Origin of the sequence: Trichocoleus sp. AS-A1 (genome assembly GCF_039962015.1) — a bacterium.
GTDB lineage: Bacteria > Cyanobacteriota > Cyanobacteriia > Cyanobacteriales > FACHB-T130 > FACHB-T130.
Window position 1 is genome coordinate 94,595 of the sequence record NZ_JAMPKG010000009.1, and the last position, 19,567, is coordinate 114,161.

Here is a 19,567-nt window from a genome sequence, read left to right on the forward strand (position 1 = left end):
TCTGAGGAAAATAATCCCGTGAGTTCCGTGACCTCCGGTTCGCAGAAAATTATGAAACCCCGCTCCGATTGGGATCGGACGATGGATCGGGGCTTTATTTGGCTAACTCGAATTTTTGCGTTTGCAGTTGCTGCAACCTTGATTTGGATAACGGTACAAGTTGCAATTAAAGCTTGGCCTGCGATTACAGAATTTGGGTTTGGCTTTATTACCTCCACCAATTGGGACCCAGTTCGCAATCAGTACGGAGCGCTGCCTCAACTATACGGCACGATCGCTAGCTCAGCGATCGCCCTGTTGATTGCCGTGCCAGTCGGGATTGGCGTAGCTCTTTTTCTGAGTGAAGATTATTTGCCGCCACGAATTCAGGTGGTAATTGTTTTCCTCGTAGAACTGCTAGCAGCGATTCCCAGTGTGGTCTATGGTTTGTGGGGAATTTTTGTTCTGATTCCCCTTTTGAAGGTCGTAGGTAACTGGCTTAACGCATCTTTGGGTTGGCTGCCCATTTTTAGCACGCCGCTGCGTGGCCCAGGCTTGCTCCCGGCAGCGCTCGTCCTCGCCATTATGGTATTGCCGACTATCGCAGCCCTTTCTCGTGACGCCCTCATCTCGTTACCTCCAGACTTGCGGCAGGCGTCAGTTGGGCTGGGAGCGACTCGTTGGGAGACCATTCTCAAAGTGCTACTCCCGTCCGCTTTCTCTGGAATTGTGGGCGCAGTGATGCTGGCACTGGGTCGAGCTTTGGGAGAAACAATGGCTGTAACGATGTTGATTGGGAATTCTAACAACATCAGTCCTTCTATCTTGGCTCCGTCCAACACGATTGCTTCCCTACTCGCCAACCAATTTGCAGAAGCAAGCGGTCTGCAAGTGGCAGCCCTAATGTATGCTGCGTTAATTCTATTTGTCCTCACGCTGTTAGTGAATATCTTGGCTCAGATACTCATTGAGCGCGTCCAGCGAATTTAATCCGTTCCTTGTTCTGAGATGACAGCAGACTTGCACAGGCGGGTTTATCAGTATAGGAAAGCTACTGGCAGATATCTGGTGAAAGCCGCCCCTCCATAATCGACCACTGACCACCGACCACAAATATGATGTCTAAACCCCAGGCTCAACCAGTTTCCGGATTTCCCAGTCGTAGTTTGAAGCGATCGCCTACTTCCCCCCGGACGCTGTTTGGGATCGTGATGACGGCGCTAACGTTTCTTTGTGCTGTCCTGGCTATCCTGCCTTTGGTGGCGGTGCTTTCCTACGTAATTATCCAGGGTATAAGCCAGCTGAACGCGAGTGCGTTCACGGAACTGCCGCCCCCTCCCTTAGTACCCGGAGGCGGGTTTGGCAACGCCATTCTGGGAACCCTCATCATGGTTGGAATTGCTGCCCTGATTAGCATTCCCTTTGGCATCATGGCAGCCATTTATTTGTCTGAGTTTAGTAATACGGGTAAGTTTTCTTACTGGATTCGCTTTGCCACCAACGTCCTGAGTGGAGTTCCCTCTATCATTGTGGGCGTCTTCGCTTATGCCGCCGTCGTTCTCACAATGGGAACTTATTCCGCATGGGCGGGAGGATTTGCTTTATCAATCTTGATGTTGCCAATTGTAATTCGGGCAACCGAAGAAGCTCTAAGATTGGTTCCGCAAGAAATCCGACAAGCATCGGTCGGACTGGGAGCAACTAACTTTCAAACGGTGTCTCGCGTGATTTTGCCAGCAGCACTCCCAGCAATTGTGACGGGAACGACGCTGGCAGTTGCTCGTGCTGCTGGTGAAACAGCACCCCTATTATTTACTTCCCTTTTCACCCAATATTGGCCTAATTGGAACAATCAATTAAAAGAACCAACGGCTTCCCTAGCGGTTTTAGTTTACAACTTCGCTACGTCTCCATTTAAAAATCAGCAAGAATTCGCTTGGGCGGCTTCTTTCATCCTAGTTTTACTGGTTCTGATAACCAGCATGATTTCTCGTTTAGCAACGGCTCGTCGAGTTTATTGATGAACAATTGTTCAAATATGTGTTGCTATGATACGGAAACTTAAACAAAGTAATGCAACAATGAATACATACCGAGGTTTAATAGTATGCTAGGCGCTGTTTTAACCTTAAGGACGAAGCCGTAATCTCCTTGACTTCCCAAGCAACACAATCCTTCGCCCAATCATCTGCCCAAAAACCTACAGGGTTTTTGTTAGCCTGTTAAACCCAAAAACCGATCTGACTATTTATGTTGTCGAATTCTCAAACCAAGAATCAAACTGAGACTGTTTTACAGACAGAAAATCTAAAGGTATACTACGGAAATTTTTTAGCACTTCGAGACATTTCGATAGATATTCCCAAAAACCGGGTTACGGCTTTTATTGGACCTTCGGGTTGTGGAAAAAGTACCTTGTTGCGCTGCTATAACCGCCTCAATGATTTAATTAAAAGTTTTCGGGCAGAAGGCAAAGTCACTTACCACGGTCAAGATCTTTACGCTCCAGAAATCGATCCCGTAGAGGTGCGGCGACGGATTGGGATGGTGTTCCAAAGACCAAACCCATTTCCTAAATCGATTTATGACAACATCACCTTTGGTGCCCGGATTAATGGATATCGGGGCGATTTGGATGAATTGGTAGAGCGGAGTTTGCGGCAAGCGGCTCTGTGGGATGAAGTGAAAGATAAACTTCGAGCGAGTGGTTTATCTTTGTCTGGGGGACAGCAGCAGCGGTTGTGTATTGCCAGAGCGATCGCTGTTCAGCCAGACGTGATCCTGATGGATGAACCCTGCTCCGCTCTCGACCCCATTTCAACGCTGCGAGTTGAAGATTTGCTCCACCAACTCAAAGAGCAATACACCATCGTGATCGTGACGCACAATATGCAGCAGGCATCGCGAGTATCTGATATGACAGCCTTTTTCAATGTCGAACCAACCGAAAAAGGAGGTCGTATTGGTTATTTAGTCGAGTACGACCGCACCGAGGTTATCTTCCAAAGCCCTCAGCAGCAAGCAACACAGGAATATGTAAGCGGTCGCTTCGGTTAATTTGTCCAGAAAAACGATTGATTAAAAGAAGGTAGGGGCAGGGCTTCTGCCCTTACTCGTTGTGGGAGACCTGTCAGAAGTATTCCTATCAGATTATTTGATTTAGCAAAGCTAAAAAAATAGGAACTTCCATTTTTTTCCGCATCTGTTAAAAGGATGAAAATAGTTGAATATAGGGGCACAAATAAATGTAACGGGGGGTAAAAGTTTATGGATTGTTCCTACAAACCATAATTCCTAAACTATGAACCATCGAGAGTCTACGTTTATTTACACCAAACGTCTTATCTCTAAAATTTAAAATCTAAAATTCTAAGGGTTCCAATTCGAGATAGGATAAACTCTGATTTTGCATTTCCATCTCGTTTGGTAAAAAAAATACTTATGAAGCGTTATTGGTCACGTCTCCTAGCCCTGGTTTTGGTAGTTACGATGGGATTGATGGGCTGTTCCTCCAGCAGCTCGCTAGGACTGAGTGGAGATTACCGCCAAGATACCTTGGCTTTGTTGCAAGGTTTGAGAACAGCAATTGAATTGCCAGAGGGTTCGGCAGACAAGGCAGCAGCTCAGTCACAAGCGCGTCAGATTATTAACGATTTTGCCTCTCGCTATCGGCGGGATAGCTCTGTCGCTAAGCTGAGTTCTTACACGACGATGCGAACTGCATTGAATTCAATAGCAGGGCATTACAGCTCTTATCCGAATCGTCCGCTGCCGGAAAAACTGAAGACTCGCTTAGAGCAAGAGTTCCAGCAGGTGGAAGCAGCTTTGAGACGAGAAGCTTGAAGAACTAGCTGGCGAGTTGTTAGCTGTTAGCTGTTCATTCACTGGCTAATCGCTAATCGCTTTTATGGAGATCGCGTCCACTGCTCTGAGACCCGGTTGGGGATGATGGCAGATGGAGTGAATTTACTGTAACCAGTGGAGCGATCGCATCCGCTGCAACACGCAGCACAGACGGCGGATGCGATCGCCGCAGACAAAGCGCTACAGACCAAGCGCCGCAGACAAAGCAATGACAGATTACGCCATTTTGTTTTAATTTCAGAAGATAAAATCTTGAAATCCTGTTTGGGCTTTGGTTTGAAAAGCCCAAATGGCAACAGACGTGGCAGTTGGTAGCGTTGATCTTATGGGTGCCTATTTCTACTAAAAAGCAGAGATTTGCCGGAAACGCGGGTAAATCTGTGTATAGAGTCAATTGACAAGTACTCAGACAAGTGCTGATATGATGCTCAACCAGCGAAATCGGTTCGGATGACACCTTATGTTCCATCCTTTCGTCTGATGGGTAGACATATCTAACAGTTCTATGAGATTGGTGTTTAGGAGGAAGTTCGTGGGTCAGGCATCGTTAAGATTGCCGCAAACTTGGCAGCGTGTCTATCGCGGTTTAGTTGCAGCAGTTCTGACCAGTAGTAGTCTTATCAACCCTTACTTGGGTTCGCAATCTGCTCTAGCTCAAACAAGGGCATATTGCCAACTTTCAGCAGATGCGATCGCCCAAAAAGAAAGTTTGCGTGTTTCAGCCGTAAAGGGAAACTCGGATTCCCAAGGTCGCTACAGAACGCTCTTGAAAAAACACGCAGAGAGTTTGCAGCAGTGTCGTCAGCAAACTTGGCCCCGCGTACAGGCAATCTGGCTGCGCCTGTATCCCTGTGACATCCGTCCTGGGGCACTAGATGAATTAATGGATCGCTTGGTTAACCGGGGCTACAACCAGGTCTATGTCGAAGTTTTTTCTGACGGTCAGGTGCTACTGCCTAAGGCAGAAAACTCCACACCCTGGCCTTCTGTCATCAGAACTCCAGGCGCTGAGAAAGTAGACTTGCTCGCACAAGCGATTAACAAAGGGCGCGAACGGGGGATGCAAGTCTATGCGTGGATGTTCGCCATGAACTTTGGCTACTCCTACTCCCAGCGACCCGATCGACAGCAAGCGCTAGCCCGCGATGGTATGGGAAAAACCAGTTTGTCGGTCACGGAGGACGGTTCTCAAGCCTTCATCGATCCTTACAATGCCCAAGCAAAACGAGACTATTACCAGCTGGTTCAAGAGGTGGTTCGCCGCCGCCCCGATGGAGTGCTGTTTGACTACATTCGGTATCCCCGCCAGTCAGGAAGCGCTTCCGTGGTCACGAAAGTCCAAGACTTATGGATTTACGGAGATGGTTCTCGGCAGGCTTTGTATAACCGCGCCCTCAACAATAAGGGACGAGAACTGATCGAGCGATATATTACCAAGGGATTCATTAGCGCTGGCGATGTTGCAGGGGTGGATAAACTTTACCCAGATGAGGGATCGCCCCTCTGGCAGGGACGCAACCCCGCGGCCGACGAAATGAAAGCAACCGCCTCACAGCGTCAAGCCCGACTGCAATGGGAGTTGTGGCAACTGAGTGTTGCCCATGCGGCTCAAGGCGTTGTGGACTTTGTGGCGTTAGCCAGCCTGCCCGCCCAGCGACAAAGAATCCGCACGGGGGCAGTGTTTTTCCCGGAGGGGAATCAAACCGTCGGTCAAGGGGGGTATGATTCGAGAGTGCAACCGTGGGATCGGTTTCCCAGTTATATGGAGTGGCATCCAATGTCCTATGCAACCTGCGGCAACACCAGCTGCATTGTCCCGCAAGTTGAGCGAGTTTTGAGTCTTGCGCCACCCGGCACTCAGGTTTCACCCGTACTAGCAGGGGCTTGGGGCAAATCGTTCAATTCTCGTCCGTCCTTAGAACAGCAGATGCAAGCGATCCGCGCTGGGGCACCGCAAGTCAATTCAATCAGCCATTTTGCCTTTTCCTGGCAAGAACCGGAAGTAGACCGCGATCGCAAGTTCTGTGGTGCCGACTAGCGATCGCTTTTAGCTCCTAGCCGCAAATCTGGGATACTCGTCGCTAGACACGATTCGCAGCGGCACTTGGGTAATTTTTTCTTCGATTAATTGGTCGCTGACAAATTCCATAACCACCGGCTGCAAAAAGAAAAATGCAGCCTTTTTTTCGATTAGCGATCGCTCTTCCAATGATTCCAAGGCTTCTAGCAGTTTTTGCGGTGAGAGCGAGGGCGGTATCTTCTCCCGCAATTGTGAAAATGAAAGGATTTGGTTACTCAGGGCGAGGCAGTTAATAATTATCTTTTCCGTCTCGGACAACCGCTTAAATTGTTGATCTAAAAGATTGCGAATTTCACCAAACACTGTAATTTTTTGGCTTAAAAAATCAGAAATATTCCCGTGGAATAACTTTTGAATCGTCGTCGAGACGATTTTTAATGCGAATGGATTTCCTGCATAATATTCAATTAGCTGGCTCCAATCGCTCGGCGAACCCCATAAAGAACTTTTAGCCCTCAATATTTCCTGTACTGGCGCTACCTGCAAACCTTTTAGTTTCAGGACTCGAACGGGTAAAGTTTCTCCTTCCAGTAATCCAATTCCTTTTGGCTTCTCCCGGCTTGTTAGCACCATGCAACTTTGATGGGGTGTTTCTCCTATCCTTTCCAAAAGTTCACCATAATCCTCATAGCCTTGGCGATAGTGTCCAGTGCTAAAGTGCAAGGAAGGCTTGGACAAATCGCCCCCGTGCAGAATCGCCTCCGCATTATCGAATACCAACAGACAGCGAGAAAGCTTTAAATAACAAATCAATAGCGAAATTCTCCCGTCTACCGTTGCGGGTAAATAAGTTTCCCGCTCGTTTGACAGAAATCGGATTAGTTCTGCTAGCCTCTCGTTGAGAGGCGGAGCATTGCGTAGACTTCGCCAGATGACAAACTCGAATCGATCTTGAATTTGCAGCGCTAGCTTCACCGACAAACAGGTTTTTCCGATTCCGCCGATTCCTAACAGCGTCACCAATCGGCAGCGTTCCGATAAAATCCAGTGCGTTAATGTTGCCAGTTCTTCTGTGCGCCCGGAGAAAACACCATACTCAGGTGCCTCCCCCCAATCTTGTCGTCCTTCTTTCGTCGTTGCACTTCCTCTCTCGGCAACCGTCTCAATCTTAGAAGCGGGTAAATCGTAATCACTTTGTTCCAACAAGAGGTTAAAAGCTCTGAAGCAGCGACTTAGGGTGCGCTTATCAACCCCAGCTTCACAAGCAAATACCTTCATCAGGGTATCTGGATCTAAGCCAGTGCGATCGCTTAACGCTTCCAGAGTGTACCGATTGTTAGATTTTTCGCAACTTTCCGCTTCAGATTTTGCCGCCTGGAGTTTCTTTAATCCTTGGGGCGTGAGAATCACACCACGCCTACGTTTTTGTTGTTGTAAATTCATCAGAGAAATATCTGAGTTTAACAAACACAGTAACCTGTGGGGCAGGCAAAACCCGGTGTATATGGTCTGTGGGTAATAGGTTCCACCCCACTAAATAGACTGCTACAAACTTCGGATATAGATTTCCTGAACCTCAGGGAATTTAATCACCCCGATTATGGCAAAGCTATAGGCTGTTCGATCCGAAGATTAATAAATTTTCCGATTTTAAGTAACTTCGCAAAGTTAGCCTCTTAATTTTTTCCCGGATGAAAAGCTTACGATGTCTGGCTTCAAAAACTTGATCGGCAGAAATATTTAAGTTCTTTGTTTAGATCCTAAACTTCGGTGGCTGATATTTGATGGACGCGGCAAACTTGACTTATGAAAACATCAATGAATTTTGCTCGTTCAGGCAGGAACACTTTGTTGGATAAGATATTCAGGAATTGATTGGCTGGGGATTGTGGTTTTCTTCCGAGGCAAGCTCTCAAGTTCTTTTGCGTACCAGTATCCGCGACGAATCATGGGTAGGATACTTTTTTCGCAAACGATTATGTTGACATTAGGCAGATCGCCAGAATCATGAGTTAGAAAAGAACCGGATAAATCTACTCTTTTAAACCCCACAATAAAATCAGCCGTAAAAAATACTTAAATCTCCCTGGGAGGAGCGCTGGAATCAGTATGTAAGACTTGCAAAATTTACCAAATCACAGCTAAGTAAAAGTCGTGTACCTACCTCAACAAAGCTTAATTTAGCAATTCTATTTTCATCAACAGTCCATCGCGTTCATTTATGGAGACATTCGCAATGACCTCACTAAGTACTTTAAATTCGACAGACGATCTGGAGTTTGGCAAACACGTCTCGCGAACGAACGTCCAAAAGATACCCATTTCGGTAAACCAGTTTTGGTCTGGGTTCGATGACTATCTCTCGTTGCAGAAAGTTCTCGGCGCACACGAAAATACTGAACTGGAAACTGGGGATGGAAAACCGGAAAATGGCGTGGGAGCCATCATCCGATTCGAGTTCGGGGGTGGGATCACTCGCGAACGGCTGGTCGTCAAGGACGATCAAACCCACGTCTGGAAGATCGACATACCAGAGCCGAATGTGCTGTTCACGTTCTACGAAGCTACCGCGCGGGTATACGACACGGAGACTGGTCCAGAAGTGTCGCTGACGATGGAAGTCGTGATGCGGAGCGAGAACCGAGAAGATCGGGCAAAAGCACTCAAGATTATGGAAAACTTCCTGCCAACGCGCATCCCTGAAGTCACTAATTTCATCCTCCGAAGAGACGGAATCAAGTGTTCGTTCGAGTTTGATGTCCACTGTCCCGTAGATAAGTTGTGGGCTGTCGTTGGCAACTGGCAGGATGTCTCGTGGGTGCAATACGCCACTGGGGTGAAAATAGAGCCTGACAATAAGCGGCAGATCCTCTTCCCGAACGGTGGAGTTGTCGAGGAGAGCCTCGTGTCTTGCTCGAACGAAGAGCGAACCTTAGCCTATGAAATGACCAAAAGTGCTTCGATGCCGATCAATCTCTACAGGGCTACAGTCACGCTTTCTGAGGTGAATGCCGAAGTCACCAAAGTGAACTATGAGAACATCTTCATCCCTGAAGAGGGGCAAGATGCCCAGCAACTCAAAGCCAGCATTGAAAAGATGTTCAACCAGCGATTTGAGTGGGTCAAATCGCAATTTGACACTCGCAAAGACACCCAGCAAAAAACTAGCCGCGCAAAAGTCACAGGTATCGTTCGCGCCCCCATTGACAAAGTGTGGGCGGTCTTCAGACCCTTTGGTCAGGAGATTATGAAATGGTGGCCTATTTATGAGTGGGTTAAATTGGATGCCCCAGGCAAAGACGAAGTTGGGGCGATACGCTCCTTCAAGACTCTCTCAGGGCGCGAATATAAAGAGCGTCTGGAGATGCGCGACGACCAGAAGCACACCTTGAAATATTCCTTTGTCGAAGTCAAACCTAGTCTTCCCATCACGAGTGCTATCACAACTGTCGAGATGTCAGCCAAGAGTCCGACGGAAACGGTGATTCATTGGTTTTCTAAAACTGAAGTCAGCCCCGTATTTGCCGGACAAATTACTAGCGGTCAGGAAAAAACTTACACTGAAGCGATCAAATCTCTGGATAAGCACTTTAATCCCAGTATTGGCAAGCTGGAAATTGAAGTGATTAGTGGCAAAGATTTGCTCAAAACTGGCTTGTTTAATTCCGATCCTTTTGTCGTAATCGATCTTGACGAGGCGAAGCCACAAGAATCGAAGGCTTGTTTGCAAACTTGCAACCCCTTGTGGAATGAAAAGTTCACCTTTGAGTTGGTGAGCATTGAGGGCAAGCTGCGTTTCAGCGTTTGGGACGCCAACCTCGGCAAAGATGAGTTTATGGGTACTGCCGAAGTTGATTTGCACGAGTTGAAATCTGGTCAAGTAACACGTAAAACGCTACCGCTAAAGCGTACCGAGCGTGGAGAGATTGTCGTTTCCTTGCGGCTGTTGCTGGATTCAGGGGAAAAACTGCCCAACACCAAACAGATGCAGCAGCAACACGCGATCGCATTCCTGACTGGGATTTTGGATGAGGTTAAGCAGCAAGTTTTGCAAATCGTGCAGCAGTATGCCGGTGGTGAAGACCAAAAGTATGAATATCAAAAGTATCCTCGTCGGAAAGATGCACCTGACGTGGCAATGGAGGACTTGCCACGCATGGTGAAAGGTCTACCGCCAGGAGAAGTGCTACCACCACAGAAACTGGGATTAATTTCGCAGCGTGCCTCTGAGTACCTCTACTCACAGGTGGGATTTTTACAAAGGCTAGAGAAGATCCAGAAGGAGGGCGGCGATCCGTGGACAGCCTTCTTCTCTGGCTGGATCGACCAGCCATATAACCTTCCGAAAATTTGGAAGGATGATGTGGAATTCTGCCGCCAGCTAATCCAAGGGGTTAACCCGATGTGCATTACACTCTGCACAGACGAAAGTGTTATCCCCAAAGACATGGCACACCTGACGGCGCAAGGGAAAACTATCCCTGAGCTGATCGCCCAAAAACGCTTGTTCTTGCTGGATTACGGATATCTAGAAGATATCCCTCAACTTGGCGGTAAAGTTTTCTATCCCGCATTCGTGTTGGTATACCGGGAACTATTGGAAGATGGTAAGTCCCAACTTAACATTCTCGGCATCCAACTAACGCGCCATAAAGACCGTAAAAACGAGGTTTACACTCCTAACTCACCCTATCCAAACAAGTATTTACTGGCGAAGATTCATGCAGTCTGTGCTGACAACCAGTACCACCAGTTTATCTACCACTTGGGCTTCACGCACTTGGTTATAGAACCTTTTGCCATCAGCCATCACAACGCCTTTCCCAAAGATCACCCAATTGGTCAACTGCTGAAGCCGCACTTTGAAGACACCATCGGCATCAACTACTTTGCTCGTCAGACTTTGGTTTCTTACATTGCTCCCTTTACTAATCAAACCTTCGCCACGGGCACTGCGGGAGCGATGCAGCTATTGCTGAAGGCATTGAAGAAGTGGGATTTTTCTGGTATGAGCTTCCCGCAAGAGCTATTATCACGCGGATTTGATGAGAAGGGTTCGGACGGCGTTGAAGACTACTACTTCCGCGACGATGGGTTCAAGATTTGGAATGCAATTACTGACTATGTCGGCAATATTGTAGCGGCTGTGTATAAGGATGATGCCGCAGTGGCAGCAGATAAAGTTATCCAAGCTTGGGCGCAGGAAACTGCCGATCCGGAGCGTGGAGCTGTTTCTGGTTTTCCGGCTGCTATTGAAACGCGGGAGCTGTTGGTGAAAACTCTAACCAACATTATTTTTCTAGCCAGTGCCCAACATTCCGCAGTCAACTTCCCCCAAAAGGAATACCTAGCGTATATCCCCAACCGACCCAACGTTCTGGATAAGCCAGTACCTGAAACTGAAGGCGATATCACAATGGAATACATGATGGAAGCTTTGCAGAGCATTACAATTTCTCACTTTGAAGTTTCTTTCTCCTACCTGCTCACCACCCCGTCTTTGCATCTACTGTTCCAATTACCGTTAGCAAACGATCGGTTCTCCTCAATCCACGCTATTTTTATGGCGAAGCTAAATCTGATAGCAGTGGAGATTGAGGAACGGAACAAAAAGCTGGAACAGGAAGGTAAAATTCCCTATCCCTACCTGTCACCCAAGCAGATTGCCTACAGCACTGATATTTAGGACTTAGGGAACTGGTACAACACTGCCACAACAACTTAGTAGTAGATACTTCTGTACCTACTACTAAATTCTGCTATAAAGCTACGGCGAACCCCATTGGGGAAGTTAGACTGACTTAGTCAGTTTTGACTTAGTCAGTTTAATTAAATAGTTAGGCGGCAAACGAAACGGGCAGCAGTCTTACGGATTTACGGAGGAAAATAATGAATCGAATCGCACTCGTCACAGGCACATCATCGGGCGTCGGATTGAGTACGGCGGTGTTACTAGCGCAGTCAGGCTTCACCGTCGTTGCGACCATGCGTAACCTAGAAAAGCGTAATCCTCTTGAAACGCGAGCAAAGACGGAAAATGTTACGCTCGAAGTGCGTAGACTAGATGTTCAGGACGCAGCCTCCATTGACGAGTGCGTAAACTCTGTTGTCCGCGATTACGGTCGGATCGATGTGCTTGTCAATAACGCAGGCGCTGGCTACCTAGGAACCCTTGAGCAAACATCGATTGACGATCTAAATCAAACAATGGATGTCAATTTTTTCGGCGTCTGGCGTGTCACCCAAGCTGTCCTACCGCTGATGCGCTCTGCCGGTTCGGGGCGAATCATTACAGTTACCAGCGTCGGCGGTCTCATCGGGCACCCATTCAACGATGCGTATTGCGCCGCTAAATTTGCGGTCGAGGGTTTTATGGAGAGTCTTGCTCCCGTTGTTAAACGCCTCGGTATCTCTGTGTCCCTCATCGAACCGGGCGCGATCAACACAGAGTTCGTCGCATCCGTCCTAGAGACTAGAGCAAATTTGCAGCGGCCCGTTCCCGAAGCATATAGTAAGATGCTCGATGCATACCTCGCCGCAACGGAGCAAGTGTTTTCCACAATAGGGCAGACAGGTGACGATATTGCAAAAGTCATTGCCGAAGCTGCCACCGCCGATGTGCCACACTTCAGATACCAGACGTCCGACCTCATCCGTGGTCTTGTCTCAAGCAAATATGTCGATCCCACGGGCGATTCGGTGGTCGAGTTTTCAGGCGATCGCCTGCCTTGACGAGGATTTCAAACACCACCTGCGACGCAATTCTCCCCTCGTCCCTTTATTGGTAGAAATTGCGATCGCGCCACCGTCACACGATAACTTCAACGAACTTTAATCTGACTGGCATAGCCAGAGCAGGTCTGCAATGTGGTTAAAATCAATCCTTCTTTTAGTGGCTAGTAATAGGTAATTGGTTTCCTTAATGACCCATTACCTATTCTCGATTACCAACATCCAGAAGTGATGTTTAGTTACCGCTCAAGAGGAAATGCTTTTTAGCAACAAGAGACAAGGTATAAGCCGAGATAAACTTAATTTAAAATATTTTTTAGGCCTCAGTTAAAACGTTGAAAATTGATAATTTAATGGCTCTAAAAACACCAATTATAACCGAATACATATGCAATCTAAAGCCGTGGGATATTATTTTTTTCACTTGACTTTTAAAAAAAATCCTTAAATAAGGAATAAGCAATAACCTTGAACAAATTGAATTTAAAACGACCCAAGCGCTTAGTGTCAATGGATGGTGGCGGTATTCGCGGATTGATCGTTGCTGAAATTCTAATTAAGTTAGAAGACATACTCTGCAACCAACCTAACTCGCCTTGGAAGTGTTTGGCTGATTACTTCGACTTCATTAGCGGCACGAGTGCAGGTGCAATTTTAGCAGCAGGACTCGCTAAAGGAATGTCAGCGTGAGCATTGCGTGATATTTTTTATAACGATGCTCAGACAATGTTTAGTAAACGTTGGCTGCTCGGGCAACTGTGGTCAAAGTACGATTCAGGGTCGCTAGAGCAAAATATAAAGTCTATTCTAGGTGACATCACCCTTGGATCGGATCAACTGAAAACACTCTTGATGATTGTTTCCAAGAATGTAACAACTGATGGAGCCTGGTTCCTCGTTAACCATCCAAATAACCAATTCTTCAAGAGTAATAGCGAAATTCCACTCTGGCATATCGTTTGAGCAAGTTCTGCTGCACCAACTTTTTTCCCGCCTCATATGTTTGCTGTCGGCAATCAAGAGTATGAATTTGTTGATGGTGCTGTGAGTATGTTTAACAACCCATCATTCCAGTTGTTTGTGGAAGCAACTCAAAAAGAATATGGAATTGGTTGGGAAACGGGTACCGATAACCTCTTGCTGATTTCAATGGGTACAGGGTTCAGTAACCAGTCGATTAAGTTAGGTGAGGCAAAAAAATATACGATGCTCAACTGGGCGGGCTATGCAATCGGAGACTTAATGGAAGACACAAACGTACAGCAAAACGTTTTAATGAAGCTGATTAGCTATACACCTAGATCCGAGCAGATTAATCGTGAGCTGTCAGATGTTTCCGTACCTTCCATTAACGGAATGCAACCGTTAGAAACAGGTAGCTCAAGTCCTGAAACGTCACCCTCCCAGGCGGTTGAGGACTTCAACCGCAAGTTGCTCACCTATCACCGCTATACAACCTCATTTACAAAGAAACGCTTCAAGCAGCTGAAACTACCGCCAAACATCGACCCAAACTCAGTGACATCTATCGACTGCGTAGATCAAGTTGAAGCCTTAGTTTCCCAGTTCCAGCGCTGATGAGGGGGTGAGGGGGTGAGAGGGTGAGAGGGTGAGGAGGAGAATTTCACCCTCTGGGTTATTTCTAGCACCTTGGTCTAGTCCTCTTCTCTTTCCAACGCTCTAGCCCCACTCCCTAGTGCATCACGGCAGAAGTAAGCGATCAGTTGATATCACCCCCTCACCCCCTCATCCCCTCGTTTCCAGGAAGTGGTCAGTTACTTTGCTGTCGCTGCACTAGCGCCTTCTTGGTCAAGTCTCGTTAAGACCAATCCACTTATCGATTAAGAGCGGTTGATATCCAGCCAGCGTATCAAGCAGTAGCATCGGTTCCTGCTCTTCCAGCACAAGCGAACGGTGCTGAGGACGCAAAAACGCTTCGCCAACCACGCGATCGAAGAACGCAATCAGGTGGTCATAATAACCCTCGATATTCAGCAGACCGCATGGCTTTTGGTGTATGCCTAGTTGTGCCCAAGTCAGCACCTCGCAAAATTCCTCAAACGTTCCATAGCCTCCTGGTAGTGCCACAAAAGCATCCGACAGTTCTGCCATTAAGGCTTTGCGCTCGTGCATTGAACCAACAACTCGCAGATCGGTTAGACCCCTGTGAGCAATTTCCTTGTCCACTAAGGCTTTAGGAATCACACCAATGACCTCACCTCCTGCTGCTAGTGCCGCATCGGCAACTATTCCCATTAATCCAACATTTCCACCACCGTAGACTAGACTAATTCCTCGGAGTGCTAGCGCTTCACCCATTTGCTGGGCTGCCTCCGCGTAGGCGGGTCGTAAGCCTTTATTGGAACCGCAAAAAATGCATACGCTTTTCATCCCGATCGCTACCCCAACTCCTAATAAACCTTACCAAAACATTTGATGTGACATCGTGCCTTGCGTAACACCAAATTCTCTTATCCCAGACACTTGAGTACTTCATCCAGCTGACTCACCTGAATGGGTGATTTTTAGACTTGCAACCAGTTATCAAAACTTTCTTCTGATTCCAGAGCAATCTAGTCCAGAGCAAGATTGGTCAGGCAGCTGCTGAAGAACAAGTTTCGCCCAAAGACTTTGAGAAGTTCAAGCACGAGGATTATTGAAAATGATGTGACGCTTTGGCAATTTGATGGAATTGCGATCGCACTCTTTTTCTGAACCGAGATGGCAAGAGGGCGATCGCGTAGCCTCTCTTTTCAACCCACCACGAAATTCACCAACTTTCCAGGCACTACAATCACCTTTTTAATTTCCTTGCCTTCGATGAACCGCTGAGCAACTTCTGACTCGCGGGCATACTGTTCTAAAGCTTCCCGATTCGCATCAGCGGGCACTTGAATCGCCCCACGGGTTTTGCCCATGACTTGAATCACCAGCGTGATTTCATCGACCACCAAGGCAGCCGGATCGACGGTAGGCCAAGTTTGGGTGTGTACCGAATCGCTGTGACCGATTGTGTGCCACAGTTCTTCAGCAAGGTGAGGAGCAAAAGGAGCCATCAGGTGAATCAGAGTTTCTATCCCTTCGGCATACACTGGCGAGTCTTTGCATTTGGCATCAGCTAAAGCATTGCTCAACTTCATTAACTCGGAAATCGCTGTATTGAATTGATACTCGCCCTCTAAATCTTCCGTAACCGCTTGAATCGCCCCGTGAATTGCCCGTCGCAAGTCTTTTTCGCCCTTATTCATCTCCCCACCTTTCTCCGGGGGGCTAGAGGGATGAGCGACAAATTCTGCCACCAGTCGCCAGACGCGGTTGAGGAAGCGAAATTGTCCTTCAACGTCGGCATCATCCCATTCCAAATCTTTTTCTGGAGGTGCCTTGAACAAGATAAACATCCGCGCTGTATCTGCCCCGTACTTGGCGAGGACTTCCTCTGGATCGATGCCGTTGTACTTCGACTTGGACATCTTTTCATAGAAGACTTGCAACGGTTCCCCCGTTTCTGGGTCTTTTGGATCGGCTGGATCTACCTGTGCTGCGGGAATGTATTTGTCAGTGGCAGGATTTTTGTAGGTAGTGCCCTGCACCATGCCCTGAGTTAGCAGGCGTTGGAAGGGTTCGTCAAAGTTTAAAAGACCGCAGTCTCTCAAAACCTTGGTAAAAAACCGCGAGTACAACAAGTGCAAAATCGCGTGTTCAATCCCGCCCACATACTGGTCTACGGGCATCCAGTCATTGGTTTTTGCTGGGTCGAAAACTTGCTGTTCGTTCTTCGCATCGGGATAGCGCAAGAAATACCACGACGAATCAATAAATGTATCCATCGTGTCCGTCTCCCGCTTAGCTGGGGTGCCGCAAGCGGGACAAGGAACATTGACAAAAGCTTCCATCTGAGCCAACGGAGACGCCCCGCGACCCGTGAATTCTACCTCTTCCGGCAATCGAACCGGCAAGTCTTCATCCGGCACCGGCACCGTACCGCAGCTGGGACAGTGAATTGCCGGGATGGGTGCCCCCCAATAACGTTGCCGCGAAATTAACCAATCCCGCAGGCGATACTGCACCCGCGCTTTCCCCCAACCCTCTTTTTCCGCGTATTCAACAATCCCTGTCTTCGCTTTAATTGAATCCATCCCATTAAATTGGTCTGAATTCACCACAATTCCTGGTTCGGTATAAGCTTCCTTTAGAGATGCGATATTTCCCGTCTCTACATCATCCCCTGGCGGCACAATTACAACCTGAATGGGGAGATTCTGCTCCTTAGCAAACCGGAAGTCCCGCGTGTCGTGGGCTGGAACACCCATCACCGCGCCAGTGCCGTACTCGTACAATACGTAATCGGCAATCCAGATGGGAATCTCTTCTCCCGTAAAAGGATTCATCGCCTTCCCACCAGTGGGAATACCGCGTTTTGGCTTATCCTCTGCGGTGCGTTCCAATTCGCTTTCTTGGGCGACTTCTTGGATAAATACTTCTACCGCCTCTTTTTGATCTGGAGTCGTTACTTTGGCGGTCAAAGGATGTTCTGGCGCTAGCACCACGTAAGTCACGCCATAGACGGTATCGGGACGAGTGGTGAAAACCCCAATTTTTTCATCCAACCCGACAATCGGAAACTCTAAGTAAGCGCCAGTGGATTTACCAATCCAGTTCGCCTGCATCAACTTGACTCGATCGGGCCATCCGCTCAATTTGTCCAAATCGTTGAGCAATTGCTCGGCGTAGTCGGTAATTTTCAGGAACCACTGCCGCAACATTTTCCGTTCGACTTTGGCACCGGAACGCCAAGATTTGCCTTCGCTATCGACTTGTTCATTTGCCAGCACCGTCTGGTCGATGGGGTCCCAATTGACGGCGGCTTCTTTCTGGTAAGCCAGTCCAGCTTTTAAAAACTGCAAGAAGATCCACTGCGTCCACTTGTAATAATCCGGCGAACAGGTAGCAACTTCGCGGTTCCAGTCAATTGAAAGCCCTAACTGCTGCAATTGACGCCGCATCTGAGCAATATTTTGATAAGTCCATTTTCCGGGAGCAATGCCCCGGTCAATAGCAGCATTTTCGGCTGGCAAACCAAAGGCATCCCAACCCATCGGATGGAGTACGCGATACCCTTGCATCCGCTTGAGTCGGGCAATCACATCCGTGATGGTGTAGTTGCGGACGTGTCCCATGTGCAGGCTGCCCGATGGATAGGGGAACATGGACAGAGCATAGAACTTGGGCTTAGTGCTATCTGTGGGGGTTTGATCTAAGCTTTGTTCTGCCCAAGTCTGTTGCCACTTTTCCTCGATTGCTGCTGGGTTGTAACGGGACTCCACGGAAAAAACTCCTGCTGGATTAGTAATCGTGTTTGCCTCAATATTCTGACACAACTGTTCACCATAGTCTGGACGGTAGGCTACACTATCGATTTAAATTTTTCTGTTTTTTGCTGACGCCGAAGACATCCACATCCTACGTAGATAGGAGCTGAACTGCACTAAGGATAATCAGTGTTTATTGCAATCCTATTTGAGTGAGGGGATATTTTTTGAAAAAACTGTGTTTGCGGAGCCTGCGCTTTGCCCTTAGAACCCACTAGCGATCGCGTTGCCATGCTCCAAGGACGATAGCCTATATGTATTAGCGATATAGAACGTGGAGAAAGAGTAAGAATAGGAGTTAATAAATCATTTGAAATTCCGGTGTTAAGTAAGAGTAATATCTTTTTAGCAGCAATCTTTTACATATCTATAGCAAGTATATTTTGAATAATTTACAAGTTTTTGTTTACGGCACTTTGAAACCGGGAGAGTGCAATTACGAGCGATACTGTGCTGGAAAGGTAATTGAAGAGAAAAGAGCGATCGCATTCGGCGAACTTTTTTCCCTCCCAGCAGGGTATCCCGCAATGATCCCTGGCAATGCAAAAATTCACGGGTTTGTACTCACTTTTCCCGATTCAACTGTGTTACAGAAATTGGATAATCTGGAAGGCTATGATCCTAGCCGTCCAGAGGCACAAAATGAATATAACCGGTATCAAATTGAGACCTATAAAGCATCTGGGCAGCCACTAGCAATAGCTTGGGCTTACTTGATGAGCGTTGATCGGGTTAGACGCCAAAAAGGGATTCTGCTGACCTCTGGATGGTGGAGCCACTTAAAAAACAATGAGTGATGAGTTCATTCCAAAACTCATCACTCATTGCTCAATATTTTTTAAGTCAAAGCGGATTAATTCTGATATCCCTTGGCGTCAGATCCATCTACTGATGGCTTCACAAATTTTTCTGGAGCCGCGACTGCTGCTTTGGGAATCTCCACTGCGGGATGATTCAGGGCAACCATCAAAGGCTCTGCTGCTGTCTCTGAAATGGGAGCTTTTGCTAGTTGGGGACTCAGGGAGTGATTACCCGGAAGAATTCCTGACAAAGCGCCGACAAACAAAGCTGCGATCGCAGCACCGCCCCATGCAGCAACCCGTTGGGAGCGGCGGCGGTTGATGCGTCCGAAAACTTGATTAACAGCCTGTTCTGCTGATTGCTCGGACTCTGGAACGGGAATTGTTTGTAAACCCTGGCGTAATTTCACCAGTCTGGTATACAAACACTGCATTTTGGGGTCACTTTTAAGCCATTCCTGAACTTGTTTGCGCTCGTCAGCGGTTACTTCACTATCTAAGTAGGCACTGAGCAATTCAAAGCGATCGCGTTGCAAAATATCCATCTCCTTAGAGACTTGTGCGTTTGCAGGGCACCGCTGTCCAGAATCCTTACGATTGTTCAAATCAGATGTCATTTTCACATCACCAGCAAGTCACACAATAGGAAAGCAGAGCAGTCACTAATCTTTGCCACATTCAGTATATACGTAGAAACTTGTATTTCATTACAATCTTAACTGTTTTGCCAAGAAGTAAAACACAAGTAATGGGGAGCTGACTTAATCCGTGACAACCAAGGGTGAACTTAACGATTTACGCTT

Annotated in this window: 16 protein-coding genes; 11 read left to right on the top strand and 5 right to left on the bottom strand. The window is 47.5% G+C overall.

Annotated elements, in window-relative coordinates:
- Positions 1 to 51 precede the first annotated feature (51 nt).
- The 4 genes from pstC to psb27 all read left to right on the top strand — a co-directional run bounded on the left by pstC (position 52) and on the right by psb27 (position 3,822).
- The gene (gene pstC, locus NC994_RS09265; RefSeq protein WP_190429946.1) at positions 52 to 969 is read left to right on the top strand and encodes a phosphate ABC transporter permease subunit PstC; all 918 of its coding nucleotides are present in this window, start codon (positions 52 to 54) and stop codon (positions 967 to 969) included.
- Positions 970 to 1,097: 128 nt separating this feature from the next.
- Positions 1,098 to 2,000 (top strand): phosphate ABC transporter permease PstA, encoded by a 903-nt coding sequence (gene pstA / locus NC994_RS09270; RefSeq protein ID WP_190432156.1) that lies wholly within the window; start codon positions 1,098 to 1,100, stop codon positions 1,998 to 2,000.
- 229 nt (positions 2,001 to 2,229) lie between these two features.
- Positions 2,230 to 3,036 (top strand): phosphate ABC transporter ATP-binding protein PstB, encoded by an 807-nt coding sequence (gene pstB / locus NC994_RS09275; protein WP_190414986.1) that lies wholly within the window; start codon positions 2,230 to 2,232, stop codon positions 3,034 to 3,036.
- 384 nt (positions 3,037 to 3,420) lie between these two features.
- On the top strand, positions 3,421 to 3,822 hold the full coding sequence (gene psb27, locus NC994_RS09280; protein WP_190414987.1) for a photosystem II protein Psb27: 402 nt from the start codon (positions 3,421 to 3,423) through the stop codon (positions 3,820 to 3,822).
- A gap of 52 nt (positions 3,823 to 3,874) precedes the next feature.
- Here the strand turns inward: psb27 and NC994_RS09285 are convergent, their stop codons facing one another.
- Positions 3,875 to 4,312, bottom strand: coding sequence for a hypothetical protein (locus NC994_RS09285; protein ID WP_190431984.1), 438 nt, complete (start codon positions 4,310 to 4,312; stop codon positions 3,875 to 3,877).
- Positions 4,313 to 4,348: 36 nt separating this feature from the next.
- On the opposite strand from NC994_RS09285, the gene NC994_RS09290 reads away from it, so the two are divergent.
- Positions 4,349 to 5,881, top strand: coding sequence for a family 10 glycosylhydrolase (locus tag NC994_RS09290; protein WP_190431990.1), 1,533 nt, complete (start codon positions 4,349 to 4,351; stop codon positions 5,879 to 5,881).
- A gap of 9 nt (positions 5,882 to 5,890) precedes the next feature.
- On the opposite strand, the gene NC994_RS09295 is transcribed toward NC994_RS09290, so the two are convergent.
- Positions 5,891 to 7,306 (bottom strand): ATP-binding protein, encoded by a 1,416-nt coding sequence (locus NC994_RS09295; RefSeq protein WP_190431993.1) that lies wholly within the window; start codon positions 7,304 to 7,306, stop codon positions 5,891 to 5,893.
- Positions 7,307 to 8,099: 793 nt separating this feature from the next.
- On the opposite strand from NC994_RS09295, the gene NC994_RS09300 reads away from it, so the two are divergent.
- The 5 genes from NC994_RS09300 (at position 8,100) to NC994_RS09320 (ending at position 14,173) form a co-directional block, all read left to right on the top strand.
- The gene (locus tag NC994_RS09300) at positions 8,100 to 11,549 is read left to right on the top strand and encodes a lipoxygenase family protein (RefSeq protein WP_242030351.1); all 3,450 of its coding nucleotides are present in this window, start codon (positions 8,100 to 8,102) and stop codon (positions 11,547 to 11,549) included.
- Positions 11,550 to 11,752: 203 nt separating this feature from the next.
- Positions 11,753 to 12,595: an SDR family oxidoreductase gene (locus tag NC994_RS09305; protein ID WP_190431996.1), complete on the top strand. Its 843-nt coding sequence runs from the start codon at positions 11,753 to 11,755 to the stop codon at positions 12,593 to 12,595.
- Positions 12,540 to 12,698 (top strand): hypothetical protein, encoded by a 159-nt coding sequence (locus tag NC994_RS09310; protein WP_190431998.1) that lies wholly within the window; start codon positions 12,540 to 12,542, stop codon positions 12,696 to 12,698. Before NC994_RS09305 ends, NC994_RS09310 begins: the two co-directional genes overlap by 56 nt.
- A gap of 365 nt (positions 12,699 to 13,063) precedes the next feature.
- Positions 13,064 to 13,285 carry a patatin-like phospholipase family protein gene (locus NC994_RS09315; protein ID WP_190432011.1) on the top strand — a complete coding sequence of 74 codons (222 nt, stop codon included), beginning with the start codon at positions 13,064 to 13,066 and terminating at the stop codon, positions 13,283 to 13,285.
- Between the two features lie 309 nt (positions 13,286 to 13,594).
- On the top strand, positions 13,595 to 14,173 hold the full coding sequence (locus tag NC994_RS09320) for a hypothetical protein (protein WP_190432014.1): 579 nt from the start codon (positions 13,595 to 13,597) through the stop codon (positions 14,171 to 14,173).
- Positions 14,174 to 14,404: 231 nt separating this feature from the next.
- Here the strand turns inward: NC994_RS09320 and NC994_RS09325 are convergent, their stop codons facing one another.
- Positions 14,405 to 14,986, bottom strand: a complete 582-nt coding sequence (locus NC994_RS09325; protein ID WP_190432025.1) for a TIGR00730 family Rossman fold protein — start codon at positions 14,984 to 14,986, stop codon at positions 14,405 to 14,407.
- A gap of 362 nt (positions 14,987 to 15,348) precedes the next feature.
- On the bottom strand, positions 15,349 to 17,919 hold the full coding sequence (leuS, locus tag NC994_RS09330; RefSeq protein WP_190432027.1) for a leucine--tRNA ligase: 2,571 nt from the start codon (positions 17,917 to 17,919) through the stop codon (positions 15,349 to 15,351).
- Between the two features lie 428 nt (positions 17,920 to 18,347).
- Here leuS and NC994_RS09335 point away from each other — a divergent pair, with 428 nt between their 5' ends.
- Positions 18,348 to 18,761 (top strand): gamma-glutamylcyclotransferase, encoded by a 414-nt coding sequence (locus NC994_RS09335; protein ID WP_190432031.1) that lies wholly within the window; start codon positions 18,348 to 18,350, stop codon positions 18,759 to 18,761.
- 56 nt (positions 18,762 to 18,817) lie between these two features.
- Here the strand turns inward: NC994_RS09335 and NC994_RS09340 are convergent, their stop codons facing one another.
- Positions 18,818 to 19,381 carry a Fis family transcriptional regulator gene (locus NC994_RS09340; RefSeq protein WP_242030352.1) on the bottom strand — a complete coding sequence of 188 codons (564 nt, stop codon included), beginning with the start codon at positions 19,379 to 19,381 and terminating at the stop codon, positions 18,818 to 18,820.
- Between the last annotated feature and the right edge of the window lie 186 nt (positions 19,382 to 19,567).